General features: G+C 32.9%; 9 protein-coding genes. All 9 read left to right on the forward strand.

Going from position 1 to position 20,650, the window contains the following annotated elements:
- The 9 genes from cyoB (at nucleotide 1) to pth (ending at nucleotide 17,780) form a co-directional block, all read left to right on the forward strand.
- Nucleotides 1–1,992, forward strand: coding sequence for a cytochrome o ubiquinol oxidase subunit I (gene cyoB / locus GIY03_RS01635; protein WP_457913419.1), 1,992 nt, complete (start codon nucleotides 1–3; stop codon nucleotides 1,990–1,992).
- Nucleotides 1,982–2,596, forward strand: coding sequence for a cytochrome o ubiquinol oxidase subunit III (gene cyoC, locus GIY03_RS01640; protein WP_457913420.1), 615 nt, complete (start codon nucleotides 1,982–1,984; stop codon nucleotides 2,594–2,596). Before cyoB ends, cyoC begins: the two co-directional genes overlap by 11 nt.
- Nucleotides 2,596–2,934 (forward strand): cytochrome o ubiquinol oxidase subunit IV, encoded by a 339-nt coding sequence (gene cyoD, locus GIY03_RS01645; protein ID WP_457913969.1) that lies wholly within the window; start codon nucleotides 2,596–2,598, stop codon nucleotides 2,932–2,934. Before cyoC ends, cyoD begins: the two co-directional genes overlap by 1 nt.
- Before the next feature lie 19 nt (nucleotides 2,935–2,953).
- Nucleotides 2,954–3,850 carry a heme o synthase gene (gene cyoE, locus GIY03_RS01650; RefSeq protein ID WP_457913422.1) on the forward strand — a complete coding sequence of 299 codons (897 nt, stop codon included), beginning with the start codon at nucleotides 2,954–2,956 and terminating at the stop codon, nucleotides 3,848–3,850.
- 3,173 nt (nucleotides 3,851–7,023) lie between these two features.
- Nucleotides 7,024–7,560: a hypoxanthine phosphoribosyltransferase gene (hpt, locus tag GIY03_RS01655; RefSeq protein WP_457913423.1), complete on the forward strand. Its 537-nt coding sequence runs from the start codon at nucleotides 7,024–7,026 to the stop codon at nucleotides 7,558–7,560.
- Between the two features lie 2,316 nt (nucleotides 7,561–9,876).
- Entirely contained in the window at nucleotides 9,877–10,203 is a 327-nt protein-coding gene (gene trxA / locus GIY03_RS01660) for a thioredoxin TrxA (RefSeq protein ID WP_457913424.1), read from the forward strand.
- A gap of 523 nt (nucleotides 10,204–10,726) precedes the next feature.
- Nucleotides 10,727–11,986, forward strand: a complete 1,260-nt coding sequence (rho, locus tag GIY03_RS01665; RefSeq protein ID WP_457913425.1) for a transcription termination factor Rho — start codon at nucleotides 10,727–10,729, stop codon at nucleotides 11,984–11,986.
- Between the two features lie 1,552 nt (nucleotides 11,987–13,538).
- On the forward strand, nucleotides 13,539–14,636 hold the full coding sequence (gene wecA, locus GIY03_RS01670) for a UDP-N-acetylglucosamine--undecaprenyl-phosphate N-acetylglucosaminephosphotransferase (protein WP_457913426.1): 1,098 nt from the start codon (nucleotides 13,539–13,541) through the stop codon (nucleotides 14,634–14,636).
- A gap of 2,553 nt (nucleotides 14,637–17,189) precedes the next feature.
- Nucleotides 17,190–17,780, forward strand: a complete 591-nt coding sequence (gene pth, locus GIY03_RS01675; RefSeq protein WP_457913427.1) for an aminoacyl-tRNA hydrolase — start codon at nucleotides 17,190–17,192, stop codon at nucleotides 17,778–17,780.
- The last annotated feature ends 2,870 nt before the right edge of the window (nucleotides 17,781–20,650 follow it).

A 20,650-nucleotide genomic window follows, 5' to 3' on the forward strand; every position in this document is an offset into this window, starting at 1 on the left:
ATGTTAGGAAAATTAACACTTAACGCTATCCCATATCACGAACCGATCATCATGATCACTATGTCTGCAATTATTATTGGAGGTCTATCCCTACTGGCGTTGATAACGTATTTAGGTAGATGGCAATGGCTATGGACAAACTGGCTAACTTCTGTCGATCACAAGAAAATTGGCATTATGTACATCATTGCCGCCATAGTGATGTTTTTGCGTGGTTTTGCAGATGCTCTCATGATGCGTAGTCAACAGGCACTTGCGTCCGCCGGAGACACTGGATTCTTGCTGCCTCATCACTACGATCAAATTTTTACTGCTCATGGCGTAATTATGATTTTTTTTATGGCGATGCCCTTGGTAGTCGCCCTAATGAATATTGTAGTACCATTGCAAATTGGTGCGCGTGACGTAGCCTTCCCGTTCTTAAATTCCCTAAGTTTCTGGCTGTTTATGGTAGGGGTTGTACTCATGAATCTTTCGCTAGGCATTGGTGAATTCTCACAAACGGGTTGGTTAGCCTATCCGCCATTATCAGGTAAAGACTACAGCCCTAGCGTCGGAGTGGATTACTGGATCTGGAGCTTACAAATTTCTGGATTAGGAACGCTACTAACCGGCGTCAACTTCCTAGCTACTATTATAAAAATGCGTGCTCCAGGCATGTCACTTATGAAAATGCCAGTATTTACCTGGACAGTGTTTTGTACTAATATTCTCATAATTATGTCTTTTCCTATTCTTACCGCTACTATCGCGTTGCTTACCCTAGATCGCTATTTAGGCACCCATTTTTTCACTAATGAAATGGGTGGAAATATGATGATGTACATTAACCTAATCTGGGCTTGGGGTCACCCAGAAGTATATATTCTTATACTACCGATATTCGGTATTTTCTCAGAAGTTACTTCAACATTTTCTAAAAAACGTCTATTTGGTTATACCTCATTAGTATGGGCAACTATTGTCATTACTATAATGTCATTCATCGTATGGCTGCATCATTTCTTTACTATGGGATCTGGCGCGAACGTTAACGCCTTTTTTGGCATCGCCACTATGATTATTTCAATCCCCACTGGAGTCAAGATCTTTAACTGGCTATTTACCCTATATCAAGGCCGCATACAATTCAATTCTATTATGCTATGGACTCTTGGGTTTATCATTACTTTCTCTATAGGTGGTATGACTGGCGTTCTATTAGCAGTTCCAGGTGCGAATTTTGTATTACACAATAGCCTTTTCTTAATTGCACATTTTCATAATGTAATTATTGGTGGCGTGGTCTTCGGTTGCTTCGCTGGTTTAACTTACTGGTTCCCTAAAGCTTTTGGCTTCCGGCTTAACGAAAAATGGGGTATCCGTGCTTTTTGGTTTTGGATCATAGGTTTCTTTATTGCCTTTATGCCGCTATACGCTCTAGGCTTTATGGGAATGACTCGTCGTATTAGCCAAAATATTAACCCTGAATTTCATCCTTTATTGCTAGTGGCAGCTTGTGGCACAGGATTAATTGCGTGTGGTGTTTTATGCCAGTTTATTCAAGTTTTTGTTAGCGTGCGTGACCGAGAGAAAAACCGCGATTTAACTGGTGACATATGGAATGCTCGTACACTCGAGTGGTCAACTACATCTCCTCCGCCATTCTATAACTTTGCTATTATTCCAACTATTCATGATAGAGATGAATTCTGGTATATCAAAGAAAAAGGTGAAGCGTATAAGAAACCAGCGAAATATAAACCGATTCATATGCCAAAAAATACTAGTACCGGTATAATTATTGCTGGTTTTAGCTTAATCTTTGGTTTCGCAATGATCTGGCATATCTGGTGGATGGCAAGCGCTGGTTTTATGGGGATAGTAGTAACCTGGATTATCAAAAGCTTCGACGAAGATATTAGTTACTACGTGCCAATTGACGAAATTGAGCGCATTGAAAACCAACACTATAAACACATTAGTACAACAGAGGTACAACATGTCAACTGACACACTCATTGTTCCTAAGATAGTTCGTACACAGTATAAGCATCATAATGCAGAACAGACTAAAGTCTTTGGACTTTGGGTGTACCTAATGAGTGATTGTATTTTATTTGCGTGCTTATTCGCTACTTATGCAGTGCTCGCCAATGGAACTGCAGGAGGTCCTTCTGGTAAGGATATTTTCGAAATACCTTGGGTTTTAACTGAAACTTTTCTTTTGTTATTTAGCTCTATTACCTGCGCCATGGTGATGCTTAGCATGAACAACGGTAATATTCATGGTGTAAATACTTGGCTATCCGTGACGCTTCTCTTTGGTTTAAGTTTTATTATAATGGAAATATATGAGTGTTATCATTTGATAATTAAAGACTTTGGCCCGGATCGCAGCGCATTCCTGTCTAGCTTCTTCGCGTTGATTGCTACTCATGGTATACATATATCTATTGGCTTAATTTGGATTATTATTCTTATGATTCAAGTAAGCATCCGCGGTTTAACCTTAATAAATAACACTCGTTTAATATGCTTAAGCCTATTTTGGCATTTCTTAGATGTGATTTGGATTTTTATATTTACCTTTATTTACCTATTAGGGGTTATATGATGAGTCATCCAGCTCGTAAATCTTGCGATCGTGCTATTAGTCAAGGTAGCATGAAGCTATATCTAATTGGCTTTATTTTATCATTTATCTTAACGATAATTCCATTTGTAATGGTAATGCGCCACTCTTTCTCTCATACCTTCACCTTAATAATTATTCTGGGTATGGCGATAATGCAAGTATTAGTACATCTAATTTGTTTCTTACATATAACCACTTCATCGGAAGAACATTGGAATTTGGCGGCATTATTATTTACAGTTATCCTCATCAATATTATCGTTGTGGGTTCACTCTGGAATATGCATCACCTTAATAGCAATATGCTAGTAAGTTAACAACTAAGCTACCTATGTGATGATAAAAGAATACTTTCAAGTTACTAAGCCGGGAATTATTTTTGGCAATTTAATTTCTTCTGTTGGAGGATTCCTTCTTGCCTCTAAAGGCAATATTAATTGCCCCTTATTCTTTTGTACATTATTAGGTGTCTCTTTAGTCATTGCTTCAGCCTGCGTATTTAATAACTATATTGATCGAGATATCGATAAAAAAATGGAGCGCACGAAGAATCGAGCATTGGTTAAAAATCTCATCGTACCGAGTATGACTCTGGTTTATGCTACAACTTTAGGTATTATGGGTTTTTCATTGCTGTATATCTATACTAATGCTTTAGCTATGTTCTTATCGTTCATAGGGTTTATCTTTTATGTTGGAGTGTATAGCTTATACATGAAACGTCGTTCAGTATATGGCACAATCATTGGGAGTTTATCTGGTGCTATGCCACCAGTTATCGGTTACTGTGCCGTGACTAACGAATTTGACGGTGCTGCATTTATTCTTTTGGTTATCTTTAGTCTGTGGCAAATGCCACATTCTTATGCAATTGCTATTTTTAGATTAAAAGATTATCAATCTGCTAATATTCCAGTGCTACCTATAGTTAAGGGTATTTCTGTCACTAAGAATCATATTCTTATTTATATAATAGCGTTTATAATTGCCACTCTTATGTTAACGCTAAGAGGCTATGTTGGTTACAAGTATCTATTCGTTGCGACAGTAGTAAATATATGGTGGATTGGTATAGCATTACGTGGTTATACACTTCAAGATCATAAAATCTGGTCGCATAAATTATTTATGTTTTCTATTGTTGTCATTATTGCTTTGAGTACAATAATGTCACTGGATTATCATACTACAGTGAAGCCTATAGCGTTAGCAACATATTTTCGTAATTCTTAAGAACGCAAAAACAAAAATATATTTAACTTGCAGGTCGGTCTTTTCAGAACGTAAAGACTTAAAAGTTATAGTACAGCTTATATATTTATTATAGTATAACTGATGTTAGAATATAGAAAGTTTGTCTTCATTATGTATTACATAATGAAGACTATAGAATTTTAATGATACATGAATTATTTAGAGATTTTTCTATTTAAATACTTGGCGTGTCGCATTTGCCTAGCCGCGTATCCTTTGAAAACTATTTCTACTTATTGCAGTAATGCTGTATAATGTAATCAACGTCAATGCTTCCAACTAAACATAAGTCCGACGCATACCGGACTCAATACAAATTGATAACACTAATAGAAAGAATTAGCGATAAAGCTACACTTATAACAGCGATAAGATAGTTTATTTATATCTGCTTACTAAGAAAGTCATGCAGAAAAATTAAATTCTTTTTACTCTACTATCTTTAATATCTATAAAACAATGCTCTATTAACCTATGAAATACCGCATGGTAGGATTACGCTATAATTTGTCTTTTGATATTATGCATTTATGCCACATCATACTTTTATGCGTTTTGATTTGTGTTTCCAGCATATCAACTGAATAGTTGCATTATAAACTTTTTAATTATATAATATGTAAAGAAAATAGTAAAACCCGATGCTTATACCATATAAGCTAGTTAACTTCATGCGACATCTTTGATATCCCGCTAATTAATCTTTTCTTTTGACTTCATACTTGTTCTAGCGCTTCTATCACTTTAGCGTGATTGCATTGCATCATATAAATATGATCAAACGTAAAAGAAACGCGAGCATACTATTTATCTGATTTTTAGCAATCAACATACTTTAACATGGATAGATCTATATCAAAAGCCTCACTACCCATTGTCTTTAATGCTGGTAGACTATCATAAACCATTGCAATATGCGACTTCTATAAATTAGCCAAACTCAGTGTACTGTATGAATAATCTTCATCTAATCAGCATAATTTTAGTAGATCACTAATAGTTTCCTGAGCACTAAGAAATGTAAATCTTCTATGTCAATTAGCCTAATCAGGCTATCTTCCGCACGACTATGACCATACACATCTCAGCAGCCATGCAATCATAATGAGTTTTACACTAATGATATATGCTATGTAAGAATCAGTGCAGCACTTTTACTGAGCATCTGATAAATACAAAGAGCACGGACAACTTTACCACACAAATGCAACAGGTTACTTAACGTTAGGGGTGTATCGAGAATATTTATATCTTCTCTTAACATGTAAAAATTTGTTGATTTATCCTGTTGACTTAACGTTGAAATCTAATGCTAGCAACATAATCACGCAACTAGACAGTTTTTGTGATTCTGTTGTAGCTACTAAACGCTGGTATATTCTAGAAGTTAATTCTAATCGATAGTGACAACAAAAGGAAACAAAATAAAAGTTTAGCATCGAAAATAGTTTTTTGAAGATCAAAGACTAAAATTCTTAATTTAGCAAACTATTCAAGTTTTAGTATGAGATGCTTCGTTTTGCGCTTAAAAACTCTTCAAGAAAATACAAGCACGCAAATAAAAATATACTAAAATTATCCATCTAAGACAAACTATCACCAAATAGCAAGAATAGCACAGTTGAAATGCGACACTTACTTGTAGCAATTAAATGCTTACAACGCATTGCCTAGGTCGTATCTTTAATGAAGATGATGAACACGTGAGAATCAATAAAAAATATTTCAGATCCTTCTCCATAATAAACAATTAATTTAGATGTACTATAGCTATCATCTTTCACATTATATTTACGTTAACCTTCCTGACTCACCATAGCCACTGATTAACCTTAGCTTCTACGGTGCTTCTTCTATTCCGCCTATTTATAATTTAAATTTCGCAGGGTATTCATGTAACTAACTTGTAGTTTTACTCTGTAGTATCGAAAATTATTATGAATTTTCAGGTTAATGCTATGTTAAATTTAGGTGATATCTTGCGGCAGATATTATGACATGCCTGATGGCAGGCATACCTTCTTTTTATACAATGAAGTTTTCTGGTATTCTCTTTTATCACTTGTGATCGATTTTTGATCAAATGCAAAAGCTCTCTGTAGAGGCGTAGTAGCTGATTTTAGTGTTTATCATTATGTGATCTTGCATTTTTTCGCATAGAACAATTTGACCTATGAAAATTAAATATGTATTTTATATTATTGGATGACAATACTTGATTAAAATAATCAGCAATCTTAGCTACTAAACACAGTGTGATCCCGAATCATTTTTGTAGCATACATCGTATACGTATAATATCTTCTTATCATGTTCATGGAAGTGCGAATACAACTGCATTTAAATATCCAGGATTTTCTAAGCAGCATCTAGATCGATGTCCATGTCTCACGTATCAGTTGCATGCCATAAATCACTCAGATAAATTTGTTGAGACCGACACGATTCTTTCAAGTGTTTAGAGTTTTCTAGGAAAATCTGTCATGATTTTTACACTTTATTATGCGATATATCAAATAACTTCATACAGTTAGTATGATATGTAGTTTTAGGTATTTAGTTATATTTAAAACTACATAGCAGCTGTTTATATACTTCTTAATCATCTTTATAATGTTTTATATACGTAAAAGATAATCCGTTAGATGATCGGTGAATACATGAGTCTGTACTGCGTGTAGAGAACTATTTGTTTATTATCTTTAAGTGTCATTTTCTATTATTTAAGTGCTTATGTGTCTATGTATGCATAGCAACCATATTCAGCATAAACCTTGAAGAGTTATCTTTTATCCAGATGAGTAGAAGAATAGTATTAATGTAATAATCTTTGCTGATATGAAGGTATTTGCCATAAAGCAGTGTAAGCATTTGTTGCGATCGCCGATTAAGATAACCTGCAGAGTAATCAATATGACTATAGTCTGAATAATTAAGTATCTTAAAGAAGTTCTGTATCGATCTTATAATCTAGTCTTTACCGTTAAATAAGGTATTTTATAATTAATTGTACTGATATCTTGTATCGTACAGATTATTTTTGCATTAGTTTACTGTTACATGATAATCCATATATTACTTTATTTATTAGTATTAATAAAATAACGGAGTCAATAAAATTTAACTGATAAACTCAGTTAAACCTGTGTATTATGAAATATATTTTAAACGTAATGATTTCCGCGGAGGAAGTTAACACTCGAATTACTGAGCTTGGCCAACAAATCACACAACACTACCGTGATAGCAGTAGTGCTATGGTGCTAATTGGTTTATTGCGTGGCTCCTTTGTGTTTATGGCTGATTTATGTCGCGCTATTTCAGTACCGCATGCAATTGATTTTATGGTTGCTTCGAGCTACGGCCATGATATGGTTACCAACCATGACGTAAAGATTCTCAAAGATCTCAATGAAGATATTCGTGATAAAGATGTATTAATCGTGGAAGATATCATTGACTCCGGCAATACACTGAATAAAGTACAAAAAATTCTCATGCTTCGTGCACCAAAATCACTGGAAATCTGCACTTTATTAGATAAACCTAATCGCCGTAAGGTACATGTACCAATAAAATATGTAGGATTCTCTATTTCAGACGAATTTGTAGTGGGTTATGGTATTGATTATGCTCAGAAATACCGCCATTTACCCTACATCGGGAAAGTAGTATTGCTAGATAAGTAATATGCTACTTGGTCATATTCTTTCAAACTACAACTAGTTCACTAAATTTTATAACTCATGCAACATCTTGAATGATTATTCCATACACCTTATTCACTTAGAGGAATAAAAAATACGCAACAGTTTTCTTTAAAATTCCTCTGGCAGATGATAGGCTGTATCTTCTACATCTTGACTCTGTTGGTAACCTTTTTTAAAAGTTAAGCCCTCGCTCTTATTTTTAATGCTCAGAATCAAATTGTAGGAATAAAAGTCGTACTGTAATATCGTGAGAAATGCAAGAAGAAAATAGTCATATCTCGTATATCTGTTATTTCTTGCTAGAAAAAAATACTTTTGTTGATTTTACAGGATCATGAGTAAAATCGAATTTACCATGCGTTAATAATTAAGCACAATAGAACTGCCTCTTAAGTCAATGTATTTTTAAAAAACGCTAACACTCTAATTATAAATAATCTTCTTATAAATAATCTTCACTATTTTAAATAGCTTAAAAGCTAGGCACAAAAGACAACTAAAATATTTACTATAATTAATATAAATTACATAGTTAAACAAAAGGCGAGACAGGGATCATATGTAGCTTTATGCGACAAACTCACTACGGAGATTACATGTTATTCTATTGCAATAACCAATAGTGTGTTGATTAAAAATTCTGATCACACCATCTCTCCTGATTGCATTTAGTGTGACCGTGTTTTTTCTTACGAGCTCTACAGAAGCTCTTGGACTATCTGCACATATTGACTAATCTAACGAATCATAACATCCTCTTACGTATCATCAATGCACTTAGGTAAGAGGTACACGCTACAAATCCGTAAAATTTAATGAATCAACAGTGATGTTAATAGAATCTATCCCATACTCCTTATACTCTGGACGTAAACCATACCTTATAGGTTATAAGCCAAAGAGCCGTTACAGTATTTTGCTTACTAGATGAGCATTACCATCCCGGTTTGACATGCATGAGACTCACAAGACAGTGGACGATCTAATGCATAATGTTTATTAGTAGCTCTATCATTAAAACTTTATCATCTATAAAATCAATAAATAAGTATAAAATTATTGTACTGTGGTATTAGAACAATGGAGCATCGCTCAGGTAATGAACTTAATAGGACAATAACGCTAAGCCAGCTTAGCTCTTATTTCATTTTATACATAATCATAAGTATAAAACAATGAAAAGACCCCGCATAACTAATACTTCGGATAGAACGTAATTGCATACATGGTTGAGTTACACGATACACAACCGAAATCAGCGAAATCAATATGAATTAAAATATTAGAATTTTTATTTAATAACCTTATCAAGCATATGAAAACATGTGTTCTATATATCGCTATTTCGTAGGTCAATATAAGAAGTGTGACCAGATAAATAACTGTAGGTGTTTTTACAACAAAATTGAATGTTGATACAGACAATGTCGAGAGCCCGTCATTCTGCTTTTATTAAAATCGATAGTAGGAGAATTCCATTAAACAAATAGCATTGCATTTCTTTAGTATGATCAATAATTTTCTTTCTATGTTATTAAAACGACGCAAAGTTACTGACTTTTTTAAGGTTAATTGATATAAGCAATAAGATCAAGCAATAAAAATATTATATGTAGTAGGTTATTTACCGTAGGAATAAGTATTGAAAGTTTAAAAATGCTTTAATACATATTAAAATGTATGATCTAATTTTATTAAACACAATGATTTTGTTTAAATCGAGATTGTTTTTATGCCGTAATTAATTAATGTGTAATATTGACTATAATGTCTATATTGTTTTCCGAAAAAACTATTCATTGTGAATAACCATCAATAAGATACACTATATGTAATGTCAAGTCAACAGTGCAATCAGGTGTTTATCTGCATGAGCATATTATTCAATTCATACATAGTTGGTGTGATGCAGGTTTAATGCTGATTGGTTTAGCGATTCTACGCTACCAAAGAAGTAAGTAATAACAAGAAAACAACTAAAATACTAGAGTCTTTGTGGTGTTATGTTCTAGTAACCGATAATATTTCGCTCAAAAAAATGTACGTAGGAATGATGAAACATGCATTAAGATATAATGATAACACTCATGTTCTCAAGGGATCTAAAAACTCACAGGTTTAATTTAAAGTCAAAAAAAGTTTTTAGTACAGTGTATCTTGATAGAATAATAGAATATCAGATGACCATCGATCTATTATAGTAGATCAATTGAAATAAACGTAGTAAATAACATTAACCGTAAGCAAACTGGTGCTATACCAATAAGATAACCTGAAATCTGTGGAGTAGAATATATGAAAGATAAAGTGATTCATCTAACTGATGAGAATTTTAACAGTAATGTGATAAAAGCTAAAGAGTTAATACTGGTCGATTTTTGGGCTGAATGGTGTGGGCCGTGTAAGACAATCTCACTGATTCTAGATGAGATTTCTAAAGAATTTCCTGAAAAACTAACCATTGCAAAACTTAATATCGAGCAGCACGCAGAAATAGCCGCTCACTACGGTATCCGTAGTATTCCAACGTTGTTGTTATTTAAGGATGGCACGGTAGTTGCGACTAAGGTCGGCACACTAACTAAAGGTCAGCTTAAAGATTTTATAAATGCAAACCTTTAATTCAAAAGAATTAATTAACATATGCGTCTCACAAATGTTTAATTCATCGCTAGACGCATATCGAGAAGCGTGTTAAATTTAAGTATACTGTGCATATATTGACCATACTTAAAATTACATATACATTTGCTTGCCCAGCGAATTCCAGTCACTCATTGGATATGATCCACAGGATCTGATGCGTTATCAATCTCTTGGAATGCAAATTATTTAGGATATAGAGCTTACTAGAAGTTTTACATTACAAGATTTTAAATCTAAGTATTACGTTGTGTAGAACTACTGGTATGCACGGTGAAACGAAACCCCGCCCGCGTTTTAACAATCAACCGGTTTTCAAAATTAATGTGAAGGTACTTTTTCTCTTAAATCATCAACGCAATGTATATGCCAGATGTAAACTATGTTCTTACAGAGATAGCGATGCATCCAATAATTAAACGTCTAGTAAATAGTTACGTATCGTGCGGCAATACCACGCACTATAAAGTTCGAGATATCCCCGAGTTTAAGAACCATTACTATGAATCTTACCGAATTAAAGAATACGCCAGTATCTGATCTAATTATTCTTGGTGAAAAGATAGGCCTAGAAAATCTTGCGCGCATGCGGAAGCAGGACATTATCTTCTCAATTTTAAAGCAACATTCGAAAAGCGGAGAAGATATCTTCGGCGATGGCGTACTAGAAATATTACAAGATGGATTTGGTTTTCTCCGTTCTGGAGATAGCTCATACCTCGCCGGCCCTGATGATATCTATGTATCACCTAGCCAAATCCGTCGTTTTAATCTCCGTACAGGAGATACGATTTCCGGTAAAATTAGGCCACCCAAAGAAGGTGAGCGCTACTTTGCTCTCTTAAAAGTCAATGAAGTTAATTATGATAAACCAGAAAATGCTCGCAACAAAATCCTGTTTGAAAACTTAACGCCATTGCACGCTAATTCTCGTCTGCATATGGAGCGAGGAAATGGATCGACTGAAGATCTCACAGCTCGTGTTTTAGATCTCGCAGCACCGATCGGTCGTGGTCAGCGCGGACTGATTGTTGCACCGCCAAAAGCTGGTAAAACTATGCTGTTACAAAATATTGCACAAAGCGTTGCCTACAACCATCAAGATTGTGTACTAATGGTACTATTGATTGACGAGCGCCCAGAAGAAGTTACTGAAATGCAGCGTCTCGTAAAAGGTGAAGTGATCGCTTCGACTTTCGATGAACCAGCCTCTCGCCATGTGCAGGTGGCAGAAATGGTTATTGAAAAGGCTAAGCGCCTAGTAGAGCACAAGAAAGATGTAATGATTCTTCTAGATTCTATCACACGCTTAGCACGTGCCTATAACACCGTAGTACCAGCTTCAGGTAAGGTACTGACAGGGGGAGTGGATGCTAATGCCTTACATCGTCCTAAGCGTTTCTTTGGGGCAGCGCGCAATGTTGAAGAAGGTGGTAGCCTCACTATTATCGCTACTGCACTAGTCGATACTGGTTCAAAAATGGATGAAGTCATTTACGAAGAGTTTAAAGGCACTGGTAATATGGAATTACACTTAGCGCGTAAAATAGCTGAGAAGCGTGTCTTTCCAGCTATTGACTATAATCGATCTGGCACACGTAAAGAAGAACTATTAACTACTTTAGAAGAATTACAAAAAATTTGGATACTACGTAAAATCATCCATCCAATGGGCGAGGTTGACGCAATGGAGTTTCTAATTAATAAATTAGCAATGACAAAAACAAATGATGAATTTTTTGACATGATGAAACGTTCATAATACTATAACATTTATAAAGCACTCAACTAAATTATAGCATGTGTAACATCTAGCAATATACTAAATATATAATCCTAGAAGTCAGAAGTTTTAAAGTTATTCGTTATGCCTTGTAACATACTTATCATGGTTAAAATTATATGAAAGCGATAACGTAATAATCTTTTATCAAACAGACATATCTAATAGACCTAAGCGCTAAGTCACAATCTAAATCACAGAAATTTAGTTCATTAACTTGCAAAACTTATTTAAGTTAAGTGACTCAACAAACAATAAGACGTACTTTTAACCTCAATCTCACTAGCTATATAACTAATGTGCTTTTAGTTAAATTTTTAAAAAATTTTAAAAACATGATAAATATAACTTAATCTCTTGCCGTCAAGTACTAGTAATATATAGTGCAAGCAGTTTATTCTTGTTCATATACTATTATCCAAAAATAATAATACTGATTGTATATTTTATAGATTAGTTTTTATAGCTGTTATAACATGCAGATTCGAATAATAGCAAGACAGCTCACATATCGCAATATTCATTACTATCACTCAGTTTTTCACTAAGGCTATATAAGCAAAGCTATAGCATCAAGTATTATGTTCGCTGCGCTGCTATCGAATAAATAACTGCTGATTAGGATAAAACAGGTAATTTCTTCACTATTGTTACATATTTCATATAATCAAGATACTGTGCTAATTATATTGTTTTAAACTAGTATTCCATGCTGTTTATATGGACATAACGTGTACGTCTTACTGTTATTCGTGTTGTTACTTAGTAGACATGTCACTATATGTCAGTGTTATTCCCCATGTAAGGTTCATAATATGAATAAATAAACGTTCTCAATTTCTCCAGCTGCTTATTTTAGATTGTCTAAACTTTTACAAAGATTTTATCTTGCATGCTATGCATATACCATAATTAAATTTTTATGAAAATAACAGTCTTATGGAATAGTCATCAAATGATATTGAAATGGTATAACAGGTTACTACTATTATCAGTCAGCTTCATGATAATTAATATATTTAGTAGCGAGGAATCTGTCACATAGTGCATAAGTGTTATGCATGTTGTGAGACTCTAATATTTACTTAATTTGCACTAATAGGTTAAAACTAACTATTGTGCGACTTGTTAACATAACAACACTTGACAGCCTCATCAAGGCACGGCGCCTAACAATATAAAAATCCCTGGATTCAGTATAATGCAAAGCATATTGTTTATAAGATTGTGTTATTTTTTATAGCAGCATCTACAATAAAAAGTATATATTCCACCTCATTCTAGAATGAATGACCCAAATGTAATAGCAATAAATAGAGCTTTTATAAAACAACACCTTTTATGAGTAATGGTATAATGGTTATACATTGTATGATTTTATCATTTTTATTATTGATTTATCATATAAATATAAGAAGAATAACAGCATATTTTATTTATTAGGCAATACTTGTAAAATAATAAGTCTATAATATAGCTTGTTTTGCCATCAAAATTAAGCTGCCTTATCTCTTATAGAGATCTGTTAACTGTGAATTTACTCACTATAAGTAGTGATATTTTATATATTTTTCTATTTTCTTTGGCTTTTCTTTTTATTGCGCGTAAAATAACCAAACGTATTGGTCTTGTAGATAAGCCTAATTACCGAAAACATCATCAGGGGTTTATCCCTTTGGTTGGTGGTATTTCTATTTATGCTAGTTTGTGTTTTACCTTCTTCATTATTAAACAACCAATTTCACACAGTACACTTTATCTGTCTTGTGCAGGTATTTTAGTATTTGTAGGTGCCCTAGATGATCGCTTTGATATTAGCGTTAAAATTCGAGCGCTAGTTCAAGCGGTAGTTGGCATCATAATGATGGTTTTTTCCGGACTTTGCTTGCAGAGTTTTGGACATGTATTAGGTGGAAAGGAAATACAGTTAGGGTCATTAGGTTATCTGGTAACGCTTTTTGCGGTGTGGGCAACAATTAATGCTTTTAATATGATTGACGGCATTGATGGCCTACTTGGGTGTCTATCATGTATCTCTTTTGGTACACTAGGTATTTTACTAAACTTAAGTGATCATGATGAGCTGGCTTTTTGGTGTTTTTCGATAATCGCTGCGACTGTTCCATGTATTTTGCTTAACTTAGGTATTATGGGTCTCCGTTATAAGGTATTCATGGGAGACGCCGGTAGTACGCTCATCGGTTTTACTAATATCTGGTTGCTTGTACAAAGTTCCCAAGGCGATACCCCTTCAATCAATCCCGTCACTGCTTTATGGATTATAGCTATACCACTTATGGATATGGTTACAATTATGTATCATAGATTGCGGAAAGGGAGGAGTCCTTTTTCTCCTGATCGTCAGCATATTCATTACTTAATCATGCGTTCTGGCTTTACACAAAGACAAGCTTTTATTCTGATCACCGCGGTGGCAATATTTTTAGCGGGGATTGGCGTGATCGGCGAAAGATGGAATGTTATTCCTGAATGGATTATGTTAGCATTATTTTTTGTTGTCTTTTTTTTATATAATTATTTAGTTAAGCACTGCAGATACATTGCATGTTATATAAAGCGCGTAAACCGTTATTTACGAAATGTAAGCAATAATAAACATTTTTATTAGGTACACAGGTATTGCTGCATTCAAAACATTGCAACCATGACGATAAATAACGCGCTGAAAATCTTTAGCTTATATGCAATGCTATTACACAGCACATTATAAATAATCAGTATTTAGTGCTATTCTATTAGTTATTGTGATAGTCTCTAGTTTATCGAAAAATATGATGTCACTATCATCACTACATCAACCAACGGTGAATACAGAAAGGTTATAATTAAACATTATAGTGAGTTATGTATATACTAATGAAAATGATAAAATGTATTATGAGTGTTTAGCTATGCTACATTATCAATAATAGTACATTGTTAACATGTCTAGATTGCAGTGAGAAAGTAATACTTACCGTGTATTACATATTAATTATTATTCAAAGAATTAGGAGGTAACGATTGATTTCTATCAAATACTGCTGATTTAATTAATCATACATATATAGTTGATAATTTACAACAATAAAGCGCCTAATGATAACTTCGCATGAAGATTAGAAAAGCGGTATATGTTATCTGCTCTCTGATTTACGATGTATAGCATCAACGAACTAGCTTATTAGTTCTCATATAGATCAAACGATGTAAGAAGAAGCTTTTTGTAATACTTATTACCACTGTAATAAAACTCCAGGATAAACATCAAGAGTTCAAACAATAGTTTAAAAATGTAAAATTCACTACCTTTCGATCATCCTATAATAACCATAACCAAAAACATTTAATCTACATAGATGATTTTAGCACTTACTAAACATTAGACATTTTCTTTATTACTGTCGGTTACAAGGATATTACACGCGAGATTAAAGAGTCTTAAGATCTCATTTAGTTAAGTGATGATCTACATCACATATCGAACCTCTCTATTTTAGTAACTTTCCCCTCAATAAAACATTATGTAAAATTGCGCTTACCATTGGTTACAATCGGTAATTCAAGTCTTTTATTACAGATGCTACTATAAAAGATAACACAATATTATAAACAATATACTTTGCATTATACTGAAAGTAGGGATTTTATATTGTTAGGCACCATGCCTTGATGAGGTTATCAAGTATTGTTATGTTAGCAAGTCGCACAATAGTCAGCTTTAACCGATTATTGCAAAGTCAGCAAATATTGGAGTACAACGGCATGCATAACACTTATGAACTATGTGACAGATACCTCGCCACTAATTATATCAGTTATCATAAATCTGACTGATAATAGTAGTAACCTGTTATACTATTTTAATATCATTTGATGATTATTCCATAAGACTATTATTTTCATAAAATTTAATTATGGTATATGCATAGCATGCAAGATAAAATCTTTGTAAAAATTTAGACAATCTAAAATAAGCAGCTGGAGAAATTGAGAACGTTTATTTATTCATATTATGAACCTTACATGGGGAATAACACTGACATATAGTGACATGTCTACTAAGTAACAACGCGAATAACAGAAAGATGCACACGTTATGTCCATATAAACAGTATGGAATACTAATTGTAAACAATATAATTAGCACAGCACTTTAATTAAATGAAATATATCAAGTGAATAGATTACCTGTGGTATCCTAATCAGCAGTGATTTATTCGATAACATAACAGCAAACATAATACTTGGATTTTATAGCCTCATATCATATAGTCCTAATGAAAATCGTTCTGAAAGACCAATGCAGATTAGTAGAAAATTAAGAATATAATTAAATACTTATATAGTATATATCAGTCATTGCTGTAAGCAGAATATATGACAGAGTTTCTTGCCAATATATTCTTCTAGAATCTACTAAATTTCTAGTTTTCTACAATTTATGTCATTTAGATATCATTGCCTGAATAATGTCGCTTTTTTAAATATCAGCTTATAATGTGTGTCTTCTACATTTAGAGCTAATGTTAGCTAGAAATTCATTATAGTGTCTTGAACCTTACTTAATAGATACGTCTAATCAACTCAGTACAAATATATTAGCTCAAGGCGTATTAGCCTCCCATTTAGTGCCAGTAAACTGTGTAAATCAATCTAGAATCGATTTTATCGTTTTACTTTTAAAATACATAAGCTGTACAGAAAAGGTTAAACTCACTCACTGCTCCCTAGAAGGTTATATTAGTGTCGCTTTTAATAAAAATAGAAAACCGAAGTATATACAGCTCGCGCAATGTCCTCAACATATACTGAATTCTTTAAAAGATACTAAAAGCGAGTTGGAGTAAGTTTATGCTTCTTGATCAATCTTCCTACATCTAATGTATTCTAAATATTAATAAAGATTGCAAATGAATGTCATTGCTTACCTGTACCAGAGTAAATCGCGCATTTGATGATGATCAAATTATAATCCTAACAACCACACGTAAAGATATTTATGGTATAAAACATAGTCAACCAAACTCCCAACAACACAAGGACAAGCTTATAGTATGAGATATTAGTAGTAATTTTTGTGCAATTAGTCTATTTGTTTTTTACTTAACTAGTACTAAAATTTTATAATTTTCATAATAATAAATAGCACAAACTTTCTTCTCTCGATGATGAATATCCGATGAAAAAACTTAAGTTGATAGTAGGTCTTGCGAATCCCGGCATGGAATACGCTAAGACGCGACATAATGCAGGAGCCTGGTACGTGAATTTACTAGCCCAGCGCTACCATCAAAAATTAAACAAAGAAAATCAATTCTTTGGTTATACCGCTCAGATAAACTTTGAGGGTAATAATGTACATCTATTGGTTCCGACTACTTTTATGAACCTAAGTGGTAAAGCAGTACGAGCAATGACTCGTTTTTACCGCATTAATCCAAATGAAATACTAGTAGCGCATGATGAACTAGATCTTTCGCCAGGCATCGCTAAAATCAAGTTCGGAGGCAGTGTAGGTAGCCATAATGGTTTGAGAGATATTAAAAATCAATATGGAAATAACCCGCAATTTTATCGCCTACGTATTGGTATCGGTCATCCGGGTTACAAAAGTGAAGTAGCAAGCTTTGTTCTTAGCAGGCCATCAATAAGTGAAAAAAACATGATTGATAAAGCAATCGAAGCATCGCTAAATTGCAGTGAAATATTGATGAAAAATGCACTACAACATGCTGCGTTTCGACTGCATAGCTTTAAGGCACACGATTAAAGTCTATCTTAAAATCATATATTCTCTGAATCACCTGAGATGTTGATAGTATAAAATCATTAAAATTATAGAGAATCAGTTATAACAGTATGCGGTCTAGAAAAAACAATACAATCTCATAGCCTTATAAGATACGCTCTTAACATTATACAAAGATATATGTATTATATGTTCTATATACTTTTAGGGGTCCTAGCATGTCTAACTATGGTATCAGAATAAAAGTTATCTTTATGCTTCTGCTTTTAATTAATTCAAGATAATGGTTTTTCTTTATGGCAAAAGATAATCTTACTGTTTTTTAATGAGAAGTTAAACTATTTAGTCATTTAACCTACTAGCTAGATATTTAAGAAGAAAGAACTATGCTAAGCACAAGGTATATATAAAACGTTTAGGAAGCTCCATACTATTTCTCGAAAGATCTCAAATAATCATAATGCATACCGATTATACACTATGCTATATCTATATATTTTCTCGTTAACAAAGATATAAAAGTATTAGCGATCTTGAATAACAGGCATGATAGATCTGGTTCGCTCCTTATGATATTAATTCTTGTGTTAAACTAGTTGATCGCAATATGCATCTAGCAGTACACGTAGTATATACAACACGTTACATAATATCATTTAATAAAATTAATATAATATACAAGCACTTATTATACGTCATGGTGAGGCAATACTCAGTACAGTTAACAATGCAGTAAGATCTATAACACTATGCGAGTATAACGAAGTTCGCCTTATGGCCTCTTGGTTATATACTAAACAAAACGGATATTAAAAAGGTATTGGTAAGTCCTTATTTGCGCACCTCAGCAATATTGGTAATGATGTGAACAGTTTCAGAACTACTAAAAGAAGAAGCACTCTTTAATTTAATGCCTAACGGAAATACTGAACATATAAAAAGTGTTTCCAAACATTATAGATACAAAAAGTAAAAAACGTGCTGATTATCTCTCTCTTACCATTAATAAAGTCTCTGATATCGCATTTATATCACGAAGAATATCCTCTGATATTCGTTACTTCCTGCATCGCTAGTATCGATCTAAAAAGCAATAACTACAGTAAATTTAAATGGTATATCATCCCACCATAACTAATAGACAAAACTTGACCTACCCCGCAGCACAACATCACACTCTACTCTTTGAGGGTTTTTCATTGACTTAGCTAGAAGTAGAAATAGTACTCATACATTATTAGTGCCCAATTAAAATCCTTGTATCATAATGCTCGTCATATAAACACAATAGTTTTTACGTTACATTATCATATTTACGTAGTTGTGTATCACATAGATATAACATATATTTATATTTGTAAAGATAAGTATATCTTTGTTCTATTTACTCCCTCTTGGTGTAAGCGTGCAAATCTAAAAAATATAAAGAACAGCGATTAAAACACAGATCTTAGGTTAACCAGGTTACTCTAAGATCAAAACTAGCGCACAAGTATTTCTATCACAATGATTGATATTTATTTATGACTATCATAATAGATCTAATAATTTAAGATGAAAAATATGATTTGAAAAGATCAATTACGCTGCGGATGTTTAATGCACTCAAATAAATAAGCTTATAGCAATACTTTCTAACGTCGGTATATAAGGTATTTAATCTTTATAAAAATAAACACTAATAACTACCGAGTTATGTCAGAAAACTAGATGGCACGTTTATTTACACAGCACATCTTAGCCATAAGACTCTTAGAATTCAATAGGAGTTCTGCTAACGATAGCTCTGCCTGATATGTATCAGGACCTCTAATTACGTAATCGGAAGTGAACGGTTGATTATCTATGAAACTAATAAAAATTTACGCATTGTAAAACAAAGAATACTAGCACACATATCAATGTATGGTAAAACACATTAAAATCTAAAATAGATTCCATAATCAGTGCACTATTGCATAGGAAAACAAACCTAGTGAACCATAGCACTTATATTAGACTAAAAGTACTATAAAGACACACTAGATATGAGCTAGCACTATCAATTAATACTTTATAATGAGAACTTAAGGATAAGCTTAGCGCTAGAATAAAATTTCTAATGCTTTGTACAATAGAATTACTACATTCAATCATGCTAGTCCCACTGAAATTTTTAAAGAAAGGGATATAGTATATTGTTAATATTATATTCCAGTCAATCATAAAGAAGCATGCATTGTATCAATGCAGATTAAGTATGCTTTTGCTAGAGACTTAATTGAATTGCCAATCTTATAATTATATTGCATCGTATTAAAAATACAGATAGATATAAAATAAACCAAAGAATAAGACAAGAAAATTTTTTAAAACATTTACTAGTATAGTACCATATTTATTAAATACGTCTAATTTTATCTAATTATCTTAAGACTTTCAAATAAAACGTGACGCTCACATTCTTTTTTGATAACGCAGTTTTTGTAGTGCACTTAAAGATTTTAAACTATGATACAGCAACACTACATAGTAATCGTAGCATATCAACAAAATAATATCATGCTACTACTGCAGTACCTCATGATACGAATTCTTAAACAACAGGAAAAAATTAACAAAACTTAAGCTAGATAATTACAGCATAAATAATCCTTAGTAATTACGCTGAATTAACATGACTCAGTATAACAACTAAAAACGCACCTTCCTATTGTTTTAAATTATTTAAATAATAGATTAAAATGTTTAATAAAATTTTTTCATTTTTAGCATATCGCAAATGTTAAATATAACTATATTATTATAACCCCAAGAAGTTATCTACTAAGATTAGTTCTTTATGCAGTATGTAATAGATGATTGTTACATCGCAATTGATACATAAAAGTTTATCAATACTAAGATCATAA

It is taken from the genome of Candidatus Gillettellia adelgis (assembly GCA_020541285.1).
In the GTDB taxonomy this organism is placed as follows: Bacteria; Pseudomonadota; Gammaproteobacteria; order Enterobacterales; family Enterobacteriaceae; genus Gillettellia; species Gillettellia adelgis.